The organism is Haloferax elongans ATCC BAA-1513 (assembly GCF_000336755.1).
Classification (GTDB): Archaea; Halobacteriota; Halobacteria; order Halobacteriales; family Haloferacaceae; genus Haloferax; species Haloferax elongans.
On sequence record NZ_AOLK01000023.1, the window covers coordinates 188,850 to 206,545 of the forward strand.

Annotated in this window: 18 protein-coding genes; 8 read left to right on the forward strand and 10 right to left on the reverse strand. The window is 61.6% G+C overall.

Features of this window, described 5'->3' with window-relative positions:
* Positions 1 to 5 precede the first annotated feature (5 nt).
* The 4 genes from C453_RS17540 to C453_RS17555 all read right to left on the reverse strand — a co-directional run bounded on the left by C453_RS17540 (position 6) and on the right by C453_RS17555 (position 2,729).
* Positions 6 to 536, reverse strand: coding sequence for an ester cyclase (locus C453_RS17540; RefSeq protein ID WP_152418094.1), 531 nt, complete (start codon positions 534 to 536; stop codon positions 6 to 8).
* A 2-nt stretch (positions 537 to 538) separates the two neighbouring features.
* Complete coding sequence (locus C453_RS17545) at positions 539 to 982, reverse strand: cupin domain-containing protein (protein ID WP_008326645.1); 444 nt, start codon at positions 980 to 982, stop codon at positions 539 to 541.
* Positions 983 to 1,129: 147 nt separating this feature from the next.
* The gene (locus C453_RS17550) at positions 1,130 to 2,098 is read right to left on the reverse strand and encodes a DUF7351 domain-containing protein (protein ID WP_008326646.1); all 969 of its coding nucleotides are present in this window, start codon (positions 2,096 to 2,098) and stop codon (positions 1,130 to 1,132) included.
* 133 nt (positions 2,099 to 2,231) lie between these two features.
* Complete coding sequence (locus C453_RS17555; protein WP_008326647.1) at positions 2,232 to 2,729, reverse strand: DUF367 family protein; 498 nt, start codon at positions 2,727 to 2,729, stop codon at positions 2,232 to 2,234.
* A gap of 114 nt (positions 2,730 to 2,843) precedes the next feature.
* Here C453_RS17555 and C453_RS17560 point away from each other — a divergent pair, with 114 nt between their 5' ends.
* Entirely contained in the window at positions 2,844 to 3,191 is a 348-nt protein-coding gene (locus tag C453_RS17560) for a nuclear transport factor 2 family protein (protein WP_008326648.1), read from the forward strand.
* A gap of 85 nt (positions 3,192 to 3,276) precedes the next feature.
* On the opposite strand, the gene serS is transcribed toward C453_RS17560, so the two are convergent.
* Together serS and C453_RS17570 are read right to left on the reverse strand one after the other, a co-directional pair.
* Positions 3,277 to 4,662 carry a serine--tRNA ligase gene (gene serS, locus C453_RS17565; RefSeq protein ID WP_008326649.1) on the reverse strand — a complete coding sequence of 462 codons (1,386 nt, stop codon included), beginning with the start codon at positions 4,660 to 4,662 and terminating at the stop codon, positions 3,277 to 3,279.
* A gap of 97 nt (positions 4,663 to 4,759) precedes the next feature.
* Positions 4,760 to 5,059: a MazG nucleotide pyrophosphohydrolase domain-containing protein gene (locus C453_RS17570; protein WP_007541727.1), complete on the reverse strand. Its 300-nt coding sequence runs from the start codon at positions 5,057 to 5,059 to the stop codon at positions 4,760 to 4,762.
* Between the two features lie 40 nt (positions 5,060 to 5,099).
* On the opposite strand from C453_RS17570, the gene C453_RS20060 reads away from it, so the two are divergent.
* Positions 5,100 to 5,294 (forward strand): hypothetical protein, encoded by a 195-nt coding sequence (locus tag C453_RS20060; protein WP_152418095.1) that lies wholly within the window; start codon positions 5,100 to 5,102, stop codon positions 5,292 to 5,294.
* A gap of 34 nt (positions 5,295 to 5,328) precedes the next feature.
* On the opposite strand, the gene C453_RS17575 is transcribed toward C453_RS20060, so the two are convergent.
* On the reverse strand, positions 5,329 to 6,897 hold the full coding sequence (locus C453_RS17575) for an SLC13 family permease (RefSeq protein WP_008326650.1): 1,569 nt from the start codon (positions 6,895 to 6,897) through the stop codon (positions 5,329 to 5,331).
* Between the two features lie 189 nt (positions 6,898 to 7,086).
* A complete protein-coding gene (locus C453_RS17580; RefSeq protein WP_008326651.1) occupies positions 7,087 to 7,347 on the reverse strand; it encodes a hypothetical protein in 261 nt (86 codons plus the stop codon).
* An 85-nt stretch (positions 7,348 to 7,432) separates the two neighbouring features.
* On the opposite strand from C453_RS17580, the gene C453_RS17585 reads away from it, so the two are divergent.
* From C453_RS17585 to C453_RS17595, 3 genes are all read left to right on the forward strand, one after another.
* Complete coding sequence (locus tag C453_RS17585; RefSeq protein ID WP_008326652.1) at positions 7,433 to 8,338, forward strand: MBL fold metallo-hydrolase; 906 nt, start codon at positions 7,433 to 7,435, stop codon at positions 8,336 to 8,338.
* Positions 8,339 to 8,420: 82 nt separating this feature from the next.
* Positions 8,421 to 10,424 (forward strand): AMP-dependent synthetase/ligase, encoded by a 2,004-nt coding sequence (locus C453_RS17590; protein ID WP_008326653.1) that lies wholly within the window; start codon positions 8,421 to 8,423, stop codon positions 10,422 to 10,424.
* A 129-nt stretch (positions 10,425 to 10,553) separates the two neighbouring features.
* A complete protein-coding gene (locus tag C453_RS17595) occupies positions 10,554 to 12,419 on the forward strand; it encodes a cation:proton antiporter domain-containing protein (protein ID WP_008326654.1) in 1,866 nt (621 codons plus the stop codon).
* Between the two features lie 48 nt (positions 12,420 to 12,467).
* Here the strand turns inward: C453_RS17595 and C453_RS20495 are convergent, their stop codons facing one another.
* Positions 12,468 to 12,638 (reverse strand): hypothetical protein, encoded by a 171-nt coding sequence (locus tag C453_RS20495; protein WP_169316555.1) that lies wholly within the window; start codon positions 12,636 to 12,638, stop codon positions 12,468 to 12,470.
* 185 nt (positions 12,639 to 12,823) lie between these two features.
* Between C453_RS20495 and C453_RS17600 the strand changes: the two genes are divergently transcribed.
* Both C453_RS17600 and C453_RS17605 read left to right on the forward strand, forming a co-directional pair.
* Entirely contained in the window at positions 12,824 to 14,518 is a 1,695-nt protein-coding gene (locus C453_RS17600) for an aldehyde ferredoxin oxidoreductase family protein (protein ID WP_008326655.1), read from the forward strand.
* A gap of 43 nt (positions 14,519 to 14,561) precedes the next feature.
* Complete coding sequence (locus tag C453_RS17605; RefSeq protein ID WP_008326662.1) at positions 14,562 to 14,756, forward strand: hypothetical protein; 195 nt, start codon at positions 14,562 to 14,564, stop codon at positions 14,754 to 14,756.
* A 118-nt stretch (positions 14,757 to 14,874) separates the two neighbouring features.
* Here the strand turns inward: C453_RS17605 and C453_RS17610 are convergent, their stop codons facing one another.
* Entirely contained in the window at positions 14,875 to 16,008 is a 1,134-nt protein-coding gene (locus C453_RS17610) for a thiolase family protein (RefSeq protein ID WP_049907872.1), read from the reverse strand.
* 271 nt (positions 16,009 to 16,279) lie between these two features.
* On the opposite strand from C453_RS17610, the gene C453_RS17615 reads away from it, so the two are divergent.
* Entirely contained in the window at positions 16,280 to 17,683 is a 1,404-nt protein-coding gene (locus tag C453_RS17615) for an ATP-binding protein (protein ID WP_008326665.1), read from the forward strand.
* Positions 17,684 to 17,696: the final 13 nt, after the last annotated feature.

A 17,696-nucleotide genomic window follows, 5' to 3' on the forward strand; every position in this document is an offset into this window, starting at 1 on the left:
ACAGCTCAGAGCGCTCGTCTCGCTTTGCCGACGACGAGTTTTGGGAGTTGACCGAGTATCTGCGGGAAGGTCAAACCGAGTTGCTCGGTCGCCTCGGTCATGTTCGTGTGGAAGCGGTGTTCGGTGATTATCCCCGCGTCGATGCGCAGTATCGAGACGCCGCGAAGTTGGACTTGTCGCCCGGTTGGAGGGAGGGCACCGAGAGGACCGTCGTGGGTCATCGTCAGTTGGACCTCGTACATGGCGACATCCTCGCCCGTGAGCATTTCGAGGACTGTAATCTCGAAATCGGAGAACGACGTGGTTAGCAACTCCATGAACTGTCGGAGCCCGTCTCGTCCGTGAACCTCTCCCTTCGGGCCCGGTATCTCTGCCGCTGACGCAGCAGGGTCGTACATGACGAACGACTCCGAAACCAGTCGCGGAATCGCCGCGTAGTCCCGGTCGTTCCACATCTTCACGTACGCGCTGGCAACCACTTCGAGTTCGGTCTCAGCCTGCACTCGACCCGCATTCGGGGATTCTTGCGATGGCATCGCTACGTTTTGAGGACCGCCTCTCCGAACGGTTCGACTGGTTCCTCGAACTCCGAGATGGTCACCCGGTCCGAGAAGAAGCCGAGGAACCGAGCAGTGTGCTCACCCCTGTTGTGGAATCCGTGGGGTGCCAGTGGTGGAATCACAGCCAACTCGCCCCCCTCGATTGACCCCGTCTCGTCGCCGACCCACACGTCAACGCGCGACCCCTCGAGACAGACGATAATCTCCTCGGGGCTGTCGGTGTGTGTCCCCAGTTGCTGTCCGGGGTCAAGTTCGAAGTAGACGATGTTGTGCCCGCCTTCGAGTTCTAGCCCAGTTGACGCAGGGAACGATGGTGAGAAGGGAAAATTCACCCGCACGTCCATTCCCGAACCGGGTTGGGTCCCTCTGAGCAGTTCGAGTTCGTCGAGACCGAACGTTTTCAGTGTTGTCGTATCCGACATGGTCAGTTATTCGTACGACAGATTCGAGCATGAGTGTTTGGAGAATGACATTTCTCTCAGAAAAACTAGTGAAAGGCTCTTCTCTCATTCTACTGGAACGTTGCGACAGCAACGTGGACGTGCACAGAAGTCGAGCAGTTGGTACTGCTACTGGGAAATTTCGACGACCGACAGGTGTTCGTCCAGCGTCAGCGTCAGGGTATCGCCCTCAGTACCGATTGTAGTGCGTACGCCACGTGGGGTTTCGGTGACAGTAGTGACTACCTGCGACTGGACGAGGTCGAAGAGGTCATCGAGCGAAGGGGCGAGCACGTTGGTTCCCTGTGCATACAAGAACCCGATAACGGGGGCGAGTCCCATCACACAGAGTTCGATTGGCAGCCGTTTGGCGAATCGACACGTCTCACACCGCAGTTCGCCCCACGCGACGAAGGGAGTCGCACAGGCCGGACAGGACCGCCCGGGAGTCGCGTCGTGTGTCTCGCACACCGAGAGAGTTCCCCGGACAGCACTCGCACACTCGGGGCAGACGCCCTGCACCATGTGCGTTAAATCCGACATGCACCGATAGAGCTCGGTCGCAAGCAGGTCGTCGGGTGTCCGATTGGCTAATCCGGGTGTGGGAAACGGCGCGTTCAAGAGTGTCCCTTTGGGAGCCACGTCACCGAACAGTCCGGCACACTCGGTACAGGAAAATCGGAGCCACTGGTCTTCGTAGGTCGCCTCGATTGCACCGCCACAGACGGGGCAATCGGAATTCACTGCACCGGTGATTTCAGTCCCGTGTTCCCCCGCAACCGTGACGACTGCTCGCGCGATGCGCTTGCCACCACCACTCAGCCGGTACCCATCGTCGGTCTTTCGCACGAAGTGTGGAACCAGCTTCGAGAGATGGTAGTTGAATCGGCCGTTGTCGCCGACGTTGACGCGTCGACGCAACTCCGAGAACGACAACGCCGACGCGCTGTCGTCGATATCGTCGTATTCGTGGAGGGCACCGGCCCGCCACAGCGTTCGGACGATGTTCAGTCGCGTCTCGTCCCCAAGAATTGCGAACGCTTCTTCCGGCGACACGCCATGTAGCTCGGTTCTGGGAGCCGACTGAACGTCATCCATGCGTCTAGGTACCGCGTGACAGAGAATAAAGCTGTCAGCGCACGATGCTGGGAACGACGTGACACAAGGCGTCACCGCGAGACTGAACGTCGTCCGCTTTTTCGGCGGGGTGTCCCCGAGAGAGGCCGCAGATTCACTCCGCGCGGTCCAGGTACTCCTGCTGAATCTCGACGACTTCGGTCGAATCCTCACACTCCGAATACCGGCGCAGGGGTTCTTCGTTGAGTTCGAGGAAGGTGTGTCCCCAGTTGAACTTCGAGAGAATCTCCTCGGCCTGCGGCTTCTCGCCGAAGATGACGAGTGCGGCGGCGAGGGCTTCGACCGTCGTGAGTTGCATCGGTCGCCCGAAGTTCACTGGGTTGGCGGCGACGAGATACGGCAGTGCGCGGTGCTCACCGGGAAGCGAGAACATCGCCTCTCCGGCCGACTCCCACGAGCAGTCGAGCGCGACGAGCGCGCCCGTGTCTCTGTCGGCGGGAGACAGCGCTTTCTCCGCATGAGGGTTGAGGACGACGCCGTAGGGCGTCGCGCGGTCCGAGCCGTGGAGGGCGGCCATGTCGAACCGTTCGAGCTTCTTCGCCGTGCACTTCTTCGGGTCGTCGTCGCCCTCGTATCGAACGTGCAGGTCCACACCGGCCGTAAGCGGGTGTGAGAGAAAAGCGTCCCGAACGTGACGAACGCGTGTGCAACCCGAAACCGCGGTCGCAGGCGGCGGATTCTTCCCATCCGAACCCGAACACCCGCCGTGCATCCCGACGCCACGTATCTCGCGCGACTGTACTACACGGCGCTCGACGACCACGGGTACGACACGCTTCAGGAGCTTCTGTGCCCGACGTTCGTCCACGACCGGGAAGATATGACCCTCGACGGCCGCGACGAGTTCGTCTCGTTCATGCGCGATGGGCGACCGCAGACGGAGACGACCCACGTTATCGACCAGTACATCCAGTCGAAACACGGCGACGAAATCGTCGTCCGCGGCCACCTCGAAGATAGCACCGGCGACGAACTATTCGTCTTTCTTGACCGGTTTCGGGCGCGAGAGGGGAAGTTAGTCGAGTTGAAGACGTTCACACGCACGCCGAACTAAGAGAGAACGAGGCCGTCGAAACAGAAGTGATGTCGGATAAGAGACCGCGGAGACTGCAGAAACCGCAGAAATCGCAAAGACTGCGTTAGTCTTTCTTGCCAGCGCCGACGGCCGCCTCACCGACCGGCTCGTGGCCCTCGATGACCTCGCGGCCGCCCATGTAGGGCTGGAGGACTTCGGGCACGTCCACGGTTCCGTCCTCGTTTTGGTAGTATTCGAGCAGCGCGACCATGATGCGGCCGACGGCCGTGCCCGACGCGTTGAGCGTGTGGAGGTACTCGGCCGACTCGTGGCGCTCGGGGCGGTAGCGAAGGCCGGCGCGACGCGCCTGGAAGTCCTCGAAGTTCGAGGCCGACGAGACTTCGAGCCAGCGACCGCCGTAGCCGTCGGGGCTGTCGTCCGACTCGGTGCCGGGTGCCCAGACTTCGAGGTCGTAGGTCTTCGCCGACGCGAAGGTCAGGTCGCCGGTACAAAGCGAGAGCACGCGGTACGGGAGGCCGAGTTGTTCGAGGACTTCGGCCGCTTCGTCGAGGAGGGCTTCGAGTCGGTCGTACGACTCCTCGGGTTCGACGAAGTTGACGAGTTCGACCTTGTTGAACTGGTGGACGCGAACGATACCGCGCGTCTCGGTCCCGTGTTCACCGGCCTCGCGGCGGAAGTTCGGCGTGTAGGCCTGGTGCTTCAGCGGCAGGTCGTCCTTCAGCAGAATCTCGTCGCGGTACATGTTCGTGACCGGGACTTCAGCGGTCGGACAGAGCCAGAGGTCGTCGTCCTCGTAGTCTTCGGTCTCCGACCCGCCGATGCGGTAGGCGTCGTCGGCGAACTTCGGAAGTTGACCGGTGCCGACCATCGAGGTGGTCTTGACCGGGACCGGCGGGAAGAGGTCCACGTAGTCCTGCTCGCGGTGGACGTCCAGCATGAACTGGATGAGCGCGTGTTCGAGCATCGCGCCCTCGCCCTTGAGGAAGTAAAAGCCCGAGCCGGTCGTCTTCGCGGCGCGCGCCTCGTCGATGATGTCGAGTTCTTCGCCGAGGTCGTAGTGGGGTGTCACCTCGTCCGGGAGGTCACGCAGGTCGTCGAACCCCTCGCGTCGAACTTCGACGTTCTCCGATTCGTCGGTGCCGACCGGGACCGATTCGTGCGGGAGGTTCGGGATTTCGAGGAGTGCCTCGTCGAGTTCCGCTTCGAGTTCGTCGGCGCGGGCTTCGAGTTCCTGCAGTTCCTCTTTGAGTTCGCTCGACCGCTCGATGGCTTCCTGTGCTTCCTCGTCTTTGCCCTCCTGCTTGAGCGTGCCAATCTTCTGGCTGACCTCGTTTCGCTCGTGTCGCAGGTCGTCACCGTCTGCTTTCAGCGAGCGCCACTCGTCGTACACGTCGAGGACGTGGTCGACGTCGACCCCGTCGTTGCCGCGAGCGTCGAGTGCGTCTCGGACACGCTCCGGGTCGTCACGGAGCAGTTTCCTGTCTATCATTGGTTCGTGGTTCTCGTGTATGCGGGAAAATCGTATCGCATCGCGCGGTTCGATTCGGGACGGGGCCGCCGACCAAAAGGCGGCTCAGTTCACCGACTTACTCTCCGGAGCCTGCGTCACCGCTCGCCGACATCCGTTCTTGATACTTGTCGAGACTCGCAGCGAGTGCCGCCTCGGCGTCGATGTCGAGTTCGGCCGCCAGCGACAGAAGCGAGTAGTACACGTCGCCGAACTCGTCGACGAGGTCATCAGTTCGCTCGAACTCGGTTTGGCCGTAATCCTGCGCATCGACGACCTCTTTCGAGAGTTCACCGACTTCCGAGGAGAGGTCGAGCATCCGAAGTTCGGGCGAGAGTTCCAGTCCGTGTTCGGCGTTGAATTCGGAAACGTCGCGCATCAGAACCTTCTTGTCAGAACACCGTTGTCAAATTTACTATATGAACTTGACGGGGGACTCTCGTGTTATGCTCATCGGTGGGGTGGTCGCCGACCAGACCAGCGCCACCGTCGCAGTCGCGGCTATCGGCGGCGTGTACCTGTTTTCGAGTCTCTGTTCTGTGGTGTGGGAATCGCCAGTTGTCGGTGCCACCGAGCAAAGCGAGTCAGATGTCGCGTCTGTGGCGACCGATTGATAGGAAGACGAGCGTAGCCAACCAAATCGGGTGACTACCAGAGGAACATCGGCCAGACGTACTGGAACATCATCCAGATGAGCACGGTCAAAACGCCAGTCATCACGATGTTGAGTACCGTCCCGGCGCGCATCATGTGCGACTGTTTGAGGTGACCACTCCCGAAGACGATAGCGTTCGGTGGCGTCGCGACGGGGAGCGCGAACGCGAAGGAGGCAGCGATTGCGCCACTGACCGACAAGAAGACGGCGGCACTGACTTCTGAGAGGCCGAGCGTCGCCGCGAAGATACTCCCGATACCGATGAGAACCGGGACGATAATCGTCGCCGTCGCGGTGTTCGAAGTCATCTCCGTGAGGAAGATAACGAGCAGGACGATGGCACCGACGACGAGAACGATAGGTGCGCCGGTAAGTGAGCCGAAGACGGCCTCCGCGAGCCACTTCGTCGCCCCAGTCGTTGCGAACGCGTCGGCGAGCGAGATACCGCCACCGAACAGGAGAATCGTCCCCCAGTCAATCTCGACGAGTTCGTCCCACTCCATCGTGTCTGCAAGCACGAGCGATGGAATCGCGAACATGCCGACCATCACGTAGTAGAGGAGACCCTGATGGCCGACAACGCCGAGGAGTGTCATCCCCTTGTCTGTCCCGAAGAGCGTGTTGAACACGGGGTCCGAAAGGATGCCCTTGAACATGATGTCGAGACCACCGACGACCCACAACCCCGCCGTGACGGCGAAGATGTATGCGACACGTCGCCCACGGGTCGAGAGCGCGCCTTCTTCGGCGAGATACTCGCGCGCCTGCTCGCGAGCACCATCGACGTTGTCGATTTCTGGCGGGTAAAAGCGGAAGGTGAGGAGGTACCAAACCAACGGAAGCGTGATGACAACGATTGGGAGGCCGACCAACAGCCACTCGGCGAAACCGATATCGTAGCCGAGGAGCGCGTTGAGTTGCGTGGCGACGACTGCGTTCGGAGGAGTGCCGATGAGTGTCCCGACGCCACCGACGGACGCGGCGTATGCAGTCCCGAGTAACGTCGCAATCTGCATGTTGGAGAACTCGTCCCCGCTGGCGTCTGTGTCGTACACCTCGTCACGGCCGAGGACCTGCGCGAGGACACCCAGTGCGATTGGTGTCATCATCGCCGTCGTCGCAGTGTTCGACACCCACATCGACAGGAACGCCGTCGCGACCATGATAGCGAGGATGAGTCGCCGTGGCGACGACCCCATCACCGCCATGAGCCACAGTGCGATACGGCGGTCGATGTTGTACTTCTGGAGCGCGTTTGCGAGCATGAACCCAGCGATGAACAGGAAGATGAGGTGGTCAGCAAATCCTGCGAGTGCCGGGTCGATGTCGTCGTAGACACCGTACGCCGTCAGTAGGACTGGAATAGACAGCGCCGTCACAGCAAGTGGGAGTGCACCAGTAACCCAGAGCACCCCGGCGAAGACCATCGTCGCGAGTGCGTACTGACCTCTGGTCGAGAGCCCCTCGAACGATGGGCCGAAAGCCAGCGTCAGGGACGCAACGAATGCGATCAGGAAAATGACTATTTTGCCGCGAGAGGACGTTGTGAGGCTACGTATCATTGATACACTCTGTTGCTAACGATACGCATACTTAATTATTTTCAATACGGTACAACTGGCCATTCTTTGTCGCCACGGCTCACGGACGTAGCAGTACGGCACCAGAATCGCAAGGAGAAACCAGAACCGCGAGGAGAAGAGAAAACGTGTGAGAGCGACGTGACTGCAGCGGCGTCGGAAGCGGTCGACTCAGAAGTGTTCTAACAGGGCGTCGACCTGCTCGTCGTCGAGTTCAGCAGTGTAGAGAACGAACAACGCACGGCGGCGAGACTGAGAGAGTCCGCGACTACCGGATTCCAGCATCGAGATGTGCGCCTGCATCAGATTGTCGACTTCGCGTTCGACCGCACGCTGGTTGTAGCCCGCCGCAACCCGCAGCAGTCGCCACGCCTTCGGCGAAATGTCGGCAATGTCGACGTCTTCGAGCGATTCGCCGTGGCGCTCAGACATAAACCGGCCTTGACCGTCAGGGGTAATCAACATATTGGGTGTCTGGTGGCCGAACGCTTTTCCGCTCCCGTGACGCCCGTCAACTATGGCGATTGGCGACATCGAACAGGTGCCGAACAGCACTGATATCTACTACGTCGATACGGGCATGTACGAGGTCGAACAGTACGGTTCGGTCTATCTCATCGATGCCGAGCGACCGGCGCTCATCGACACGGGCATCGCCGCCGACCGCGAGCACATCTTCGCCATGCTCGACGAAGTCGGCGTCGACGACCTCGCGTACATCCTGCCGACACACGTGCACCTCGACCACGCGGGCGGCGCGGGATACCTCGCAGAGCGCTACCCCGACGCGACAGTGATGACCCACGAAATCGGTGCGCCGCACCTCGTGGACCCGACGCGCCTCGTCGAGGGGACGAAAGCCGCCGTCGAAGACCAGTGGCGCTTCTACGACGAACCACTCCCAATCGACGACGACCGCGTCGAGGGACTCACCGACGGCGACGAAATCGACCTCGGCGACCGCACACTTACGGTTCACCACGCCCCCGGTCACGCCCCGCATCAGGTCATGTACCACGACAGCGGCGACGACGCGCTGTTTGTCGGCGACGCGATGGGTATCTGGGAACCGAACACGAAAACGGCTCGGCAGACGACGCCGCCCTCGCAGTTCCACCTTCAGAAGGCTCTCGACGACGTGCGAACCATCGAAGACATCGCTCCCGAGACCATCTGCTTCGGCCACTTCGGGTCGGAAGAATACTCCGAGGAGTTGGCCGAATCGTACAAACGAACCCTCGTCGAGTGGGTCGAAGCGATTCGACAGAAGCGCGAGGAACTCGACGACGACGAGGCGGTCATCGAGCACTTCGTCGAACACACTCAGATGGACGAGGTCTGGGGCGTCCGCAAAGCACAGGACGAAGAGCGACTGAACGCTCGCGGCGTCCTCGGCTACCTCGACTACATCGATTCCCAGTAGTCCGGGACCGTACCCCGTTTCTCCGGCAAGTAAACCGACCGAACGTACATAGTTTTAAATGTTGATTCATTATTAATAGGATATGGATTGGCGTGACGCGGAGGCAGCGTTCGATGACCCCGTCATCGGTCGAACGACCCTCCCCCGAATGTTCGAGGAGAGTGTGGCGCGAAACGCCGCGCGCCCCGCACAGCGGTACAAAGGTGGTGTCTACGAGCGGTCGCTGGTGAGCGAAGGCGTCGTCCCGAAAGCACCCCGCAACGACTTCGCCGAGCTAACCTACGAGTCCATGCAGGACATCGTCAGGAAGCTCGCCGCCGGGTTCCGTGACCTCGGCCTCGACGCCGAAGACCGCGTGGGACTCTTCGCGCACACACGCATGGAGTGGGCACAGACCGACTTCGCCGTCCTCGCCGCTGGCGGCGCCGTCACCACGGTCTACACCTCGTCGTCGGAACGGCAGGTTCGGTATCTTCTCTCCGACCCCGGCGCGAACGCCGCCGTCGTCGAAAACGAGGAGCTACTGGAGCGAGTCCTCGCCGTCGAAGACGACCTAGACCTCAAATTCATCGTCGTCATGGACGAGTTCGACGGCCACGACGACCGCGACGACATTCTGACGCTCGGCGAACTGTATCGCCGCGGTGAAGACGTGTTCGACGAGGAAACGTACGAATCGTGGCTCGACGCCCGCGACCCGGACGACCTCGCGAGCCTCATCTACACCTCGGGGACGACCGGCCAGCCGAAGGGCGTCAAGCTCACCCACTGGAACTTCCGGTCGAACGTCAACGAGAGCTACCGCCGCTTCGGACCTCACCCCGGTAGAGACGACGCCCCGTTCATCGGTCCGGACGCAGTCGCACTATCGTTCCTCCCGCTCGCGCACGTCTTCGAGCGAATGGCTGGCCACTTCATGATGTTCGCGGCCGGTGCCACAGTCGCATACGCCGAGAGCCCGGACACGCTCCGCGACGACTTCCAACTCGTCCAGCCGACGACGGGAACCAGCGTCCCGCGCGTCTACGAGAAGCTCTACGACGCGATTCGGACGCAAGCAAGCGAGTCGCCGCTTAAGAAGCGCATCTTCGAGTGGGCAGTCGGCGTCGGCAAAGAGTACCACACGTCCGAAGCACCCGGCTACCTGCTCGAGCTTAAACACCAACTCGCGGACCGACTCGTCTTCGAACAGGTCCGAGACGCACTCGGTGGCAACATGGAGTTCTTCATCAGCGGGGGCGGCAGCCTCTCGGCCGAACTCTGTGCGCTGTACCACGGCATGGGACTCCCAATCTTCGAGGGGTACGGCCTCACCGAAACCTCGCCGGTCATCTCGGTCAACCCCCCCGAAGAGCCGAAGATTGGAACTATCGGCTATCCGCTTCGCAACGTCGAGGTAAAACTCGACAAGACCGTCGTCGGCGACACACTCGGTGACGCGGGCGGCGACATCGGGGAGCTTCTCGTCCGAGGACCAAGCGTCACGGAGGGGTACTGGAACCGCCCAGAAGAGACCGAAGCGGCGTTCGAGGAAGACGACGATGGAAACCGCTGGTTCCGCACCGGCGACATCGTCGAACTCCGACCCGACGGCTATCTCGCCTTCCGCGAGCGCGCCAAGCAGATTCTCGTTCTCTCGACTGGCAAGAACGTGGCTCCCGGCCCAATCGAGGACGCGTTCGCCTCTTCGGACGTCGTCGAGCAGTGCATGGTCCTCGGCGACGGTCGGAAGTTCGTCTCTGCACTCATCGTCCCGAGTTTCGACGGCCTACGGTCGTGGGCCGACAAGGAGGGTATCGACCTGCCGGACGACCCGAAGGCCATCTGTCGGCACGACAAAGTCAAAGAGCGCATCGACGCCGAAGTCGAACGCGCCAACCAGCAGTTCGAGTCCTACGAGAAAATCAAGCAGTTCCGCGTCGTCCCCGAGGAGTTCTCCGAGGACAACGACCTGATGACGCCGACGATGAAAAAGAAGCGCCGGAACATCCTCGACCGGTACGCCGACCAAGTGAATCTTATCTACGAGGAGTCGAACCACCGGACTGAAGAGCGACACCGGAGCGAACAGGCGACGAGCGAGTAGAATTTTAAATAACAATATTATATCCTCATTTTCTACACAATCAATTACCCCTGGCGGGGAGAATGCCGTCCGGGATGTATGCTTTTATCTTCCGTCGCCACAACAACCGAATCAATGGAGGCGATATAAGTGGCCGCCGGAGGTGGAGCGCATCTCATACCGCTCGTCGCCGCAATCATCGGCGTCGGCGTTGTCTCGCAGGTGCTTTCGGACCGATTTCAGGTCCCCAGCGTCGTGTTCCTCATCGCGTCGGGCATTTTGCTCGGCCCAGAGGGGCTTGCGGTCATTACTTCCGACTCGTTCGGGAACGCACTGCAGGCAATCGTCGGTCTCTCGGTCGCTATCATCGTTTTCGAAGGTGCCTTCCACCTTCGAATCGACAAGCTCCGAGAGGCACCGGCAGCGACGCTCAAACTCGTCACCGTCGGCGCGGTAATCTCGTTTATCGGGACCGGACTCGCCGTCCACTACGCGCTCGGCGCACCGTGGATGGTGTCGTTCCTCGTCGGCGCACTGCTCGTTGCGACGGGACCGACGGTCATCGCGCCGATTCTCGAAGTCGTTCCGGTTCGTGACCGAGTCGGCGCGGCACTCGACACCGAGGGTATCGTCAACGACGTGACGGCGGCTATCGTCGCCGTCGTCATCTTCGAGGCCATCCTCGCAGGCGTCACTAACCCGAACGCCCTCGTGGCGCTGTTCGCAGAGCGATTAGGAATCGGTGTCGTCGTCGGTGCAATCGTTGCAGGGACGCTGTACTACGTGCTCCGGTACGTTGACTTGTCTCCCGGAAACGCACCGCAGAACGCTCGACTCCTCACGCTCGCGGGCGCACTCGTCGCCTACGGCGCGGCCGACTTAATCGCCACCGAAGCGGGCATCGCCGCGGTGGCGACCGCCGGTATCCTCCTTGGAAACGTAGAGATACCGTACGAAGAGGAGATTTCCGCGTTCAAGGGTGACATCACCCTGCTCGTGCTCTCGTTCGTCTTTATCGCCCTCGCAGCGCTTCTGGACTTCGGGACTCTCCTCGACCTCGGTGTCGGCGGCATCATCGTCGTCGCCGTCGTCGCCCTCGTTCTCCGGCCAGCGCTCGTGTTCCTCTCAGCCCGCGGCGACCGCTTCACGACGGGCGAGAAGTGGTTCATGAGCCTCGTCGGTCCGCGCGGTATCATCCCCGCGTCCGTGGCGACGCTGTTCGCCATCCAACTGCGGGCGGCGGGCCTGACGGAGGCCGCCGACACCCTCGTCGGCACCGTCTTTCTCGTCATCCTCGTGACCGTCGTGTTCGAGGCTGGACTCGCCCGTCAGATTGCAGAATACCTCGACGTCATTCCAATGCGTGTACTTGTCATCGGAGGCGGTAAGGTGGGCCGTGCGCTCGCCGAACGCCTCGCAGACCGTGGAGAGAACGTGGTCCTCATCGAAGAGGACCAAGAAGTAGTACAGACCGCCCGCAATCAGGGCTTTACCGTCCATCACGGTGATGGAGCCGACACGGACGTACTCAGGTCGGCCGGCGCTGGGAACGCCAAGGTCGTCGTCGCCGCCACCGGTGACGACGACGTGAACCTGCTGGTGTCGCAACTCGCTAGCTCGAAGTTCGAACCCGAGAGCGTTCTCGCGCGGGCCAACAACCCCGATAACGTCGAAGCGTTCGAAGAACTCGGTGTACGGACCATCTCGTCGACCATCGCCACGGCGCAGGCGATGGACAACTACATCGAACGGCCATCGATGTCCAACTGGATGGGCGAAATCGGTCGCTCCGGCGACGTACAGGAGGTCGAGATGACTGCCGAAACCCTCGTCGGCCGGACCATCAAAGAAGTCGGACCGGAACTTCCCGACGGGTGTCTCATCGCGCTCGTCTCTCGAAACGGCGATACGAACGTTCCCGCAGCGGACTTCACACTCCAGCAGGGTGACCGCATTACTATCATCGGCGAGCGCGACGCTGTTCGTGAAGCCGAGTCGCTCGTCCACCCCGAATAACTCGGTCGGGGACGGCTTTTTCTCAGTGTCGTTCGACGAGCGTCCGGGTTAGGTTCGGGCCCACCGAAGGAAGACGGCCCAGTACCCGACGGTCAACGCGACCAGTACGTACCAGACCACGGCCCCGAGTTCAGGCCTCGGAACGACCCCCATCGACGCAACGCCCGCGGCAGCGAGCGCCGCCACCACCCCAGAGACGACGGCCGTCGAGAGATTCATCGTCACCTGTTGCTCACGACGAGGGTAAGAACGTGACGAATTTCAAAAGAACATTCATTATGAATAACCAAACAATGACGGGGTAGCGACCGTCTCAAGCAAGGTTTGGGTCGCAACTCGCAGACAGAGTTGTTGATTCTCGGACATACACGAACGATTATTCACATCCCTGTCGAAGCACGGGCATGCGACACTTGGAGGGGCCACTGTGTTCGGTCGACTTGACCGACCGCCTAGCCGAGACATCGTCCATCGACGGGATTCTCGAATCGTATCTCGGCGGGCGCGGCGTCGGGACGAAACTCGCCCACGACCAGATTCCGTTTGACGCTGACCCGCTTGGGGCCGAGAACCGACTTGTTCTCGCCGCCGGGCCGATGCAACAGTCTCGAATGAGCTTCACCGGGCGGGTGAGCATGACCGGTCTGTCACCACTGACGAATGGGCTCGTCTCCTCGAACGCCGGTGGGTTTCTCTCACGAAACCTCGTCGGAACCGGCTACAGCGCCATCGAATTCACCGGCGAGGCAGACGAGTTGCTCGCGGTTCACGTCCGCCCCGACGGCGTCGAATTCGAGTCCGTGCCGGAACTCGAAGGCGCGGAGGTTCCCGACGTCACCGAGTACGCTGCGTCGGAGTGGGACCTCGACGCCGAACAGACCATCTGTATCGGTCCGGCGGGAGAAAACGAGGTCCGATTCGCGTCGGTGATGACGACCGAGACGCGGGCGTTCGGTCGCGGCGGTCTCGGCGCAGTCATGGGGTCGAAGAACCTGAAAGTCGTCACCTTCGCCGGTGACGACGCGCCCGACGTCGAAATCGAGTTCCCGGACGTCGCGATGGACGTGCATCGAGACGCAGCCACCTCCGACCACTCGATGAAGCGACAGGGAACGACCGCCGGGACCGACTACGCGAACGCAGTCGAGGCGTTCCCGACGCGCTACTTCTCCGAGCGCGAGTTCGAGGGCGTCGAGGGCATCAACGGCGACGCCGTGGAGTCGAAGAAGTACAAGAAAGGGACCTGCTCGCAGTGCGCCTTCGCCTGTAAACTTCCGACGAAAGACGAGGAACGCGGCGTCGAAACCGAAGGCCCAGAATTCGAGACGGTGATGGCCTTCGGGTCGAACTGCGCCGTCGACGACATCGTGGACGTGATGAAGTCCAACGACCTGTGTGACCGCCTCGGTCTCGACACCATCTCCTGTGGCGACACCATCGCGGCGTACCTGATGGCCGAAGACGAGTTCGGCAACGTTGACCTGATTCACGAACTCGTCGAACAAATCGGCCACCGCGAGGGCGTCGGCGACCTGCTCGCGGAGGGCACCCACCGCGTCGCGGACGAACTCGGCGTCCACGACTGGACGGTCAAGGGCATGGAGTTCCCGGCCCACGACGGCCGCCACCTCCACGGACAGGGCCTCTCCTTCGCCACCTCGAACCGCGGTGCCGACCACATGTACGCCTCGTTCTACGCGCTTGAGTACCCCTACGTCGAGAAGTCGAAGGCCGTCGAACCCCACGGTCTCGGCGGCAAGCCCGAACGCCTCGTGGAGAAGGAAAACCACAACGCCGTCCTCGACAGCGGCGTCGTCTGCAAGTTCTCGCGGGACTTCATCGACGAGGAGACGCTGGCGACGCTGTTCGATACGACCTACGACCATCTCCAGGAAGTCGGCGAGCGCATCGTCACGCTCGAACGCCACTTCAACAACCAGCGCGGTTTCGACCGCGACGACGACCGTCTCCCCTACGATATTCCCGGCTTCCCACACGCGCTCTCGGAGTACTACGAGCTTCGCGGGTGGGACGAAGATGGTGTCGTGCCGGAGTCGGCAGTCGGTGGAGAAAGCGGAGCAGCACCGGCGGACGATTGAACGTACAGCCATTTACGGCTGCCCCGAAAATGTTGACTCGTCTATGAGACGAAACGCAAAGCTCGCGTTCGTCACGAGCACCCACCTCGTGTTGCTGTCGCTGTTCTTCAAACTCGAACCGGCCAACGTCGATGCAGCGGGCTTTCTCGCCACGACCGGGGCGGTCGTATTCCTCGCGGGACTGGGACTCGAAACGTCGGTTCTCTCGTTCGGGGCGTCCGAAAGCGAGTCGTCCTAAAAGCAGTTTTTCGAAGCCTTATCGACTGAATTCGATTGTCGCGCCGCTGCCACCTTTTTCCGGGATTCGCTCACGCTCATCCCGCAAAAATCTGGACCAAAAACCGCTTAGAGAGGAGTTACCGGCTGAATTCGATTGCCGCGCCTTGACCGAACCCGACACAAAGCGAGGCGAGGCCGCGGTCCACGTCGCGCTTTATCATCTCGTGGATGAGCGTCACGGGGAGGCGCGCGCCGGAGGCACCGAGCGGGTGGCCGAGGGCGATTGCGCCGCCGTTGACGTTGAGTTTGTCCTCGTCGATGCCGAGTTCGCGGCGGGAGTACTCACACTGGCTGGCGAACGCTTCGTTGATTTCGACGAGTCCGTAGTCGCCGATGTCGCGTCCGGCGCGTTCGAGGAGGCCGCGGGTGGCCGGAACTGGACCGATGCCCATGACCGTCGGGTCGACGCCAGCGACGTTGTTCGTACCCACGGAGGCGAGCACGTCGAGACCGTGTTCCTCGGCGAACTCGCGGGAGGTCACGAGGACGGCTGCTGCGCCGTCGGTAATCTGCGAGGAGTTGCCAGCCGTGACCGAACCGTCGCCCGAGAACGCCGGTGGGAGACCACCGAGCGCGTCCAGCGAAGTGTCGTGGCGGATGCCTTCGTCTTCGGTGACGACGCCGTCTTCGGTCTCGATGGGAACGATTTCGTCGTCGAAACGTCCGGTCTCGGTCGCGTCGGCGGCGCGCTCGTGGCTGCGGAGCGCGAACTTGTCTTGGTCTTCGCGAGAAACTTCGTGCTCGTTTGCAACCTTCTCGGCGGTCATCCCCATCTGGAGTTGGAAGACGTTGTACGCCTCACTCAGTTCGGGGTGGAGGTGCTGGTAGGAGTCGCCGTCCATCGGGACGCGGGACATGCTCTCGACGCCGCCCGCGATGATACACTCGCGGTTGCCCGCGGCGATGGCGTCCGACGCGGAAATAATCGACTGCATCGACGACGCACACCAGCGGTTGATGGTTGTCGCGGGCGTCCCTTCGCCGAGTTCCGAGAGGAGCGCGATGACGCGTGCGACGTTGTTGTCCTGCTCGGTGCGCTGCTGGGCGACGCCCCACATCAGGTCCTCGACGTCGTCTGCATCAACGTCGTGTTCGTCGAGGATGTGGTCGATGAGGGCAATCGAGAGGTCTTCGCTTCGAACGTCTTCGAACACACCGCCGGACTTGCCGAACGGCGTTCGGTATGCGGCCGCGATGACTGGTTCTGGCATGCCACACAATGCGTGTTCGAACACCATAAATAGTTTAGAACTCATAAATGATTGTCAAAAGTTTACTCGTCAGCAGCGACAGCGCCGATATCGGCGTCGTCATCCATCGATTTTTACCCGACGAGGGACGCGTGGGCGGAGACAAGGGGTGCGTGGGCGGAGACAAAGGGCACGTGGAGGGAGACAACAGACACGTTCGGGGTGGCAGAGACAGTTCGCTGCGAACGCTACTCCGACGCTCTTATGCGTCTGCCCCGGCAACTTTGTGCGGATGAGTGAACGGGCGCTCGAGGTTGTCGAGTTTCTGCTGACTGCACACCTCTACACCGACGACCGAACGCTTGATGAGAACGACCTCCCTCCGCGGTACCGCCGCGTCTTCTGGGCCGAAACCGGCGAGGAAGACGAAGGCGCAACGGGGGGTATCGAGCGACCACTCGTGGTGACAGACTCCATCGCGCGCAAGGCGACGGGAGTCGAACATCCGTGGGATGCGATTTCGGACCTCATGTTCACCCAACGTGAGGATTTCTCCGGGCGACTCTCGCTGACGCAACCCGAGATGGCGCTGGAGTGGTTCGTCAAACGAGCCGACCACGACCGGTTGGTGACGAACCCGACTATCGCAAAATCGGTCGAAGAACGCGACGACGTGGACGTGACCCACGAAGAGGCGCGCGACCAGACGCGACCCATCCACGCGGACCGGGTCTGGATAGACAGCCTCCTCGACGAGTACTTCGACGACGAAGACGACGCCGAGATGCTGGACCTCGTACAGGTCCGCGCACCCGAGGAAATCGAGATGACGCTCGACGACCTCGTGCTCACCTCGGACCAGGAGGGCGAGATTCACAAGCTCATGAAGGCCATCGAGCACCGCGAGTACCTCGCGCAAATCGGCCTCCGTGAGATTGGGAAGATTCTGTTCGTCGGGCCGCCGGGCACCGGGAAGACGACCGTCTCCCGTGCCCTCGCACACGAACTCGGACTCCCCTTCGTCGAGGTCAAACTCTCGATGATTACGAGTCAGTATCTCGGTGAGACGGCCAAGAACGTCGAGAAGACCTTCGAGGTCGCAAAGCGACTCTCGCCGTGTATCCTCTTTATCGACGAGTTCGACTCGGTCGCCAAGACGCGCCGGTCGGACGAACACGCCGCGCTCAAGCGCGCCGTCAACACGCTGCTGAAGAGCATCGACGACATCTCGCTGATTCGCGACGAGGTCATCCTCATCGGAGCGACGAACCACCCCGACCAACTCGACTCGGCGGCGTGGCGGCGCTTCGACGAAATCGTCAACTTCCCCAAACCGGACTACGGGATGCGCGCGGACATCCTCCGCGTCATCACGAACCGGATGGACATCGACGAGTTCGACCCCGAAGCAATCGCCGACGTGACCGAGGGACTCACCGGCTCGGACCTCCGACTCGTCCTCCGCGAGGCCGTCCTCGAAGCGCTCACCGAAGAGCGCATGGAACTCACGCAGGACGACCTGCTCGAAGCGGTCGCCGACTTCGAAGAGCGTGACAACCTGAAGAACCTCGATATGATGTCCGACTCGTCGGAACTCGTCGCCGGGTCTGACGATGGTCATGACCACGACCACGACCACGACCATTCGCACGAACACGAAGGCGAGACGCAGAAAGACGCCGGCGCGGCGCAGTAACTGCACCGCGCAG

Bases quoted from the DNA above. Each gene is read 5' to 3' on its own strand.
- serS (WP_008326649.1), bottom strand. From the start codon at position 4,662: ATGATAGACAGGAAACTGCTCCGTGACGACCCGGAGCGTGTCCGAGAC.
- C453_RS17575 (WP_008326650.1), bottom strand. From the start codon at position 6,897: ATGATACGTAGCCTCACAACGTCCTCTCGCGGCAAAATAGTCATTTTC.
- C453_RS17585 (WP_008326652.1), top strand. From the start codon at position 7,433: ATGGCGATTGGCGACATCGAACAGGTGCCGAACAGCACTGATATCTAC.
- C453_RS17590 (WP_008326653.1), top strand. From the start codon at position 8,421: ATGGATTGGCGTGACGCGGAGGCAGCGTTCGATGACCCCGTCATCGGT.
- C453_RS17570 (WP_007541727.1), bottom strand. From the start codon at position 5,059: ATGCGCGACGTTTCCGAATTCAACGCCGAACACGGACTGGAACTCTCG.
- C453_RS17615 (WP_008326665.1), top strand. From the start codon at position 16,280: ATGAGTGAACGGGCGCTCGAGGTTGTCGAGTTTCTGCTGACTGCACAC.
- C453_RS17545 (WP_008326645.1), bottom strand. From the start codon at position 982: ATGTCGGATACGACAACACTGAAAACGTTCGGTCTCGACGAACTCGAA.
- C453_RS17550 (WP_008326646.1), bottom strand. From the start codon at position 2,098: ATGGATGACGTTCAGTCGGCTCCCAGAACCGAGCTACATGGCGTGTCG.
- C453_RS17610 (WP_049907872.1), bottom strand. From the start codon at position 16,008: ATGCCAGAACCAGTCATCGCGGCCGCATACCGAACGCCGTTCGGCAAG.
- C453_RS20495 (WP_169316555.1), bottom strand. From the start codon at position 12,638: ATGAATCTCTCGACGGCCGTCGTCTCTGGGGTGGTGGCGGCGCTCGCT.
- C453_RS17605 (WP_008326662.1), top strand. From the start codon at position 14,562: ATGAGACGAAACGCAAAGCTCGCGTTCGTCACGAGCACCCACCTCGTG.
- C453_RS17540 (WP_152418094.1), bottom strand. From the start codon at position 536: ATGCCATCGCAAGAATCCCCGAATGCGGGTCGAGTGCAGGCTGAGACC.
- C453_RS17600 (WP_008326655.1), top strand. From the start codon at position 12,824: ATGCGACACTTGGAGGGGCCACTGTGTTCGGTCGACTTGACCGACCGC.
- C453_RS17580 (WP_008326651.1), bottom strand. From the start codon at position 7,347: ATGTCTGAGCGCCACGGCGAATCGCTCGAAGACGTCGACATTGCCGAC.
- C453_RS20060 (WP_152418095.1), top strand. From the start codon at position 5,100: ATGAACTTGACGGGGGACTCTCGTGTTATGCTCATCGGTGGGGTGGTC.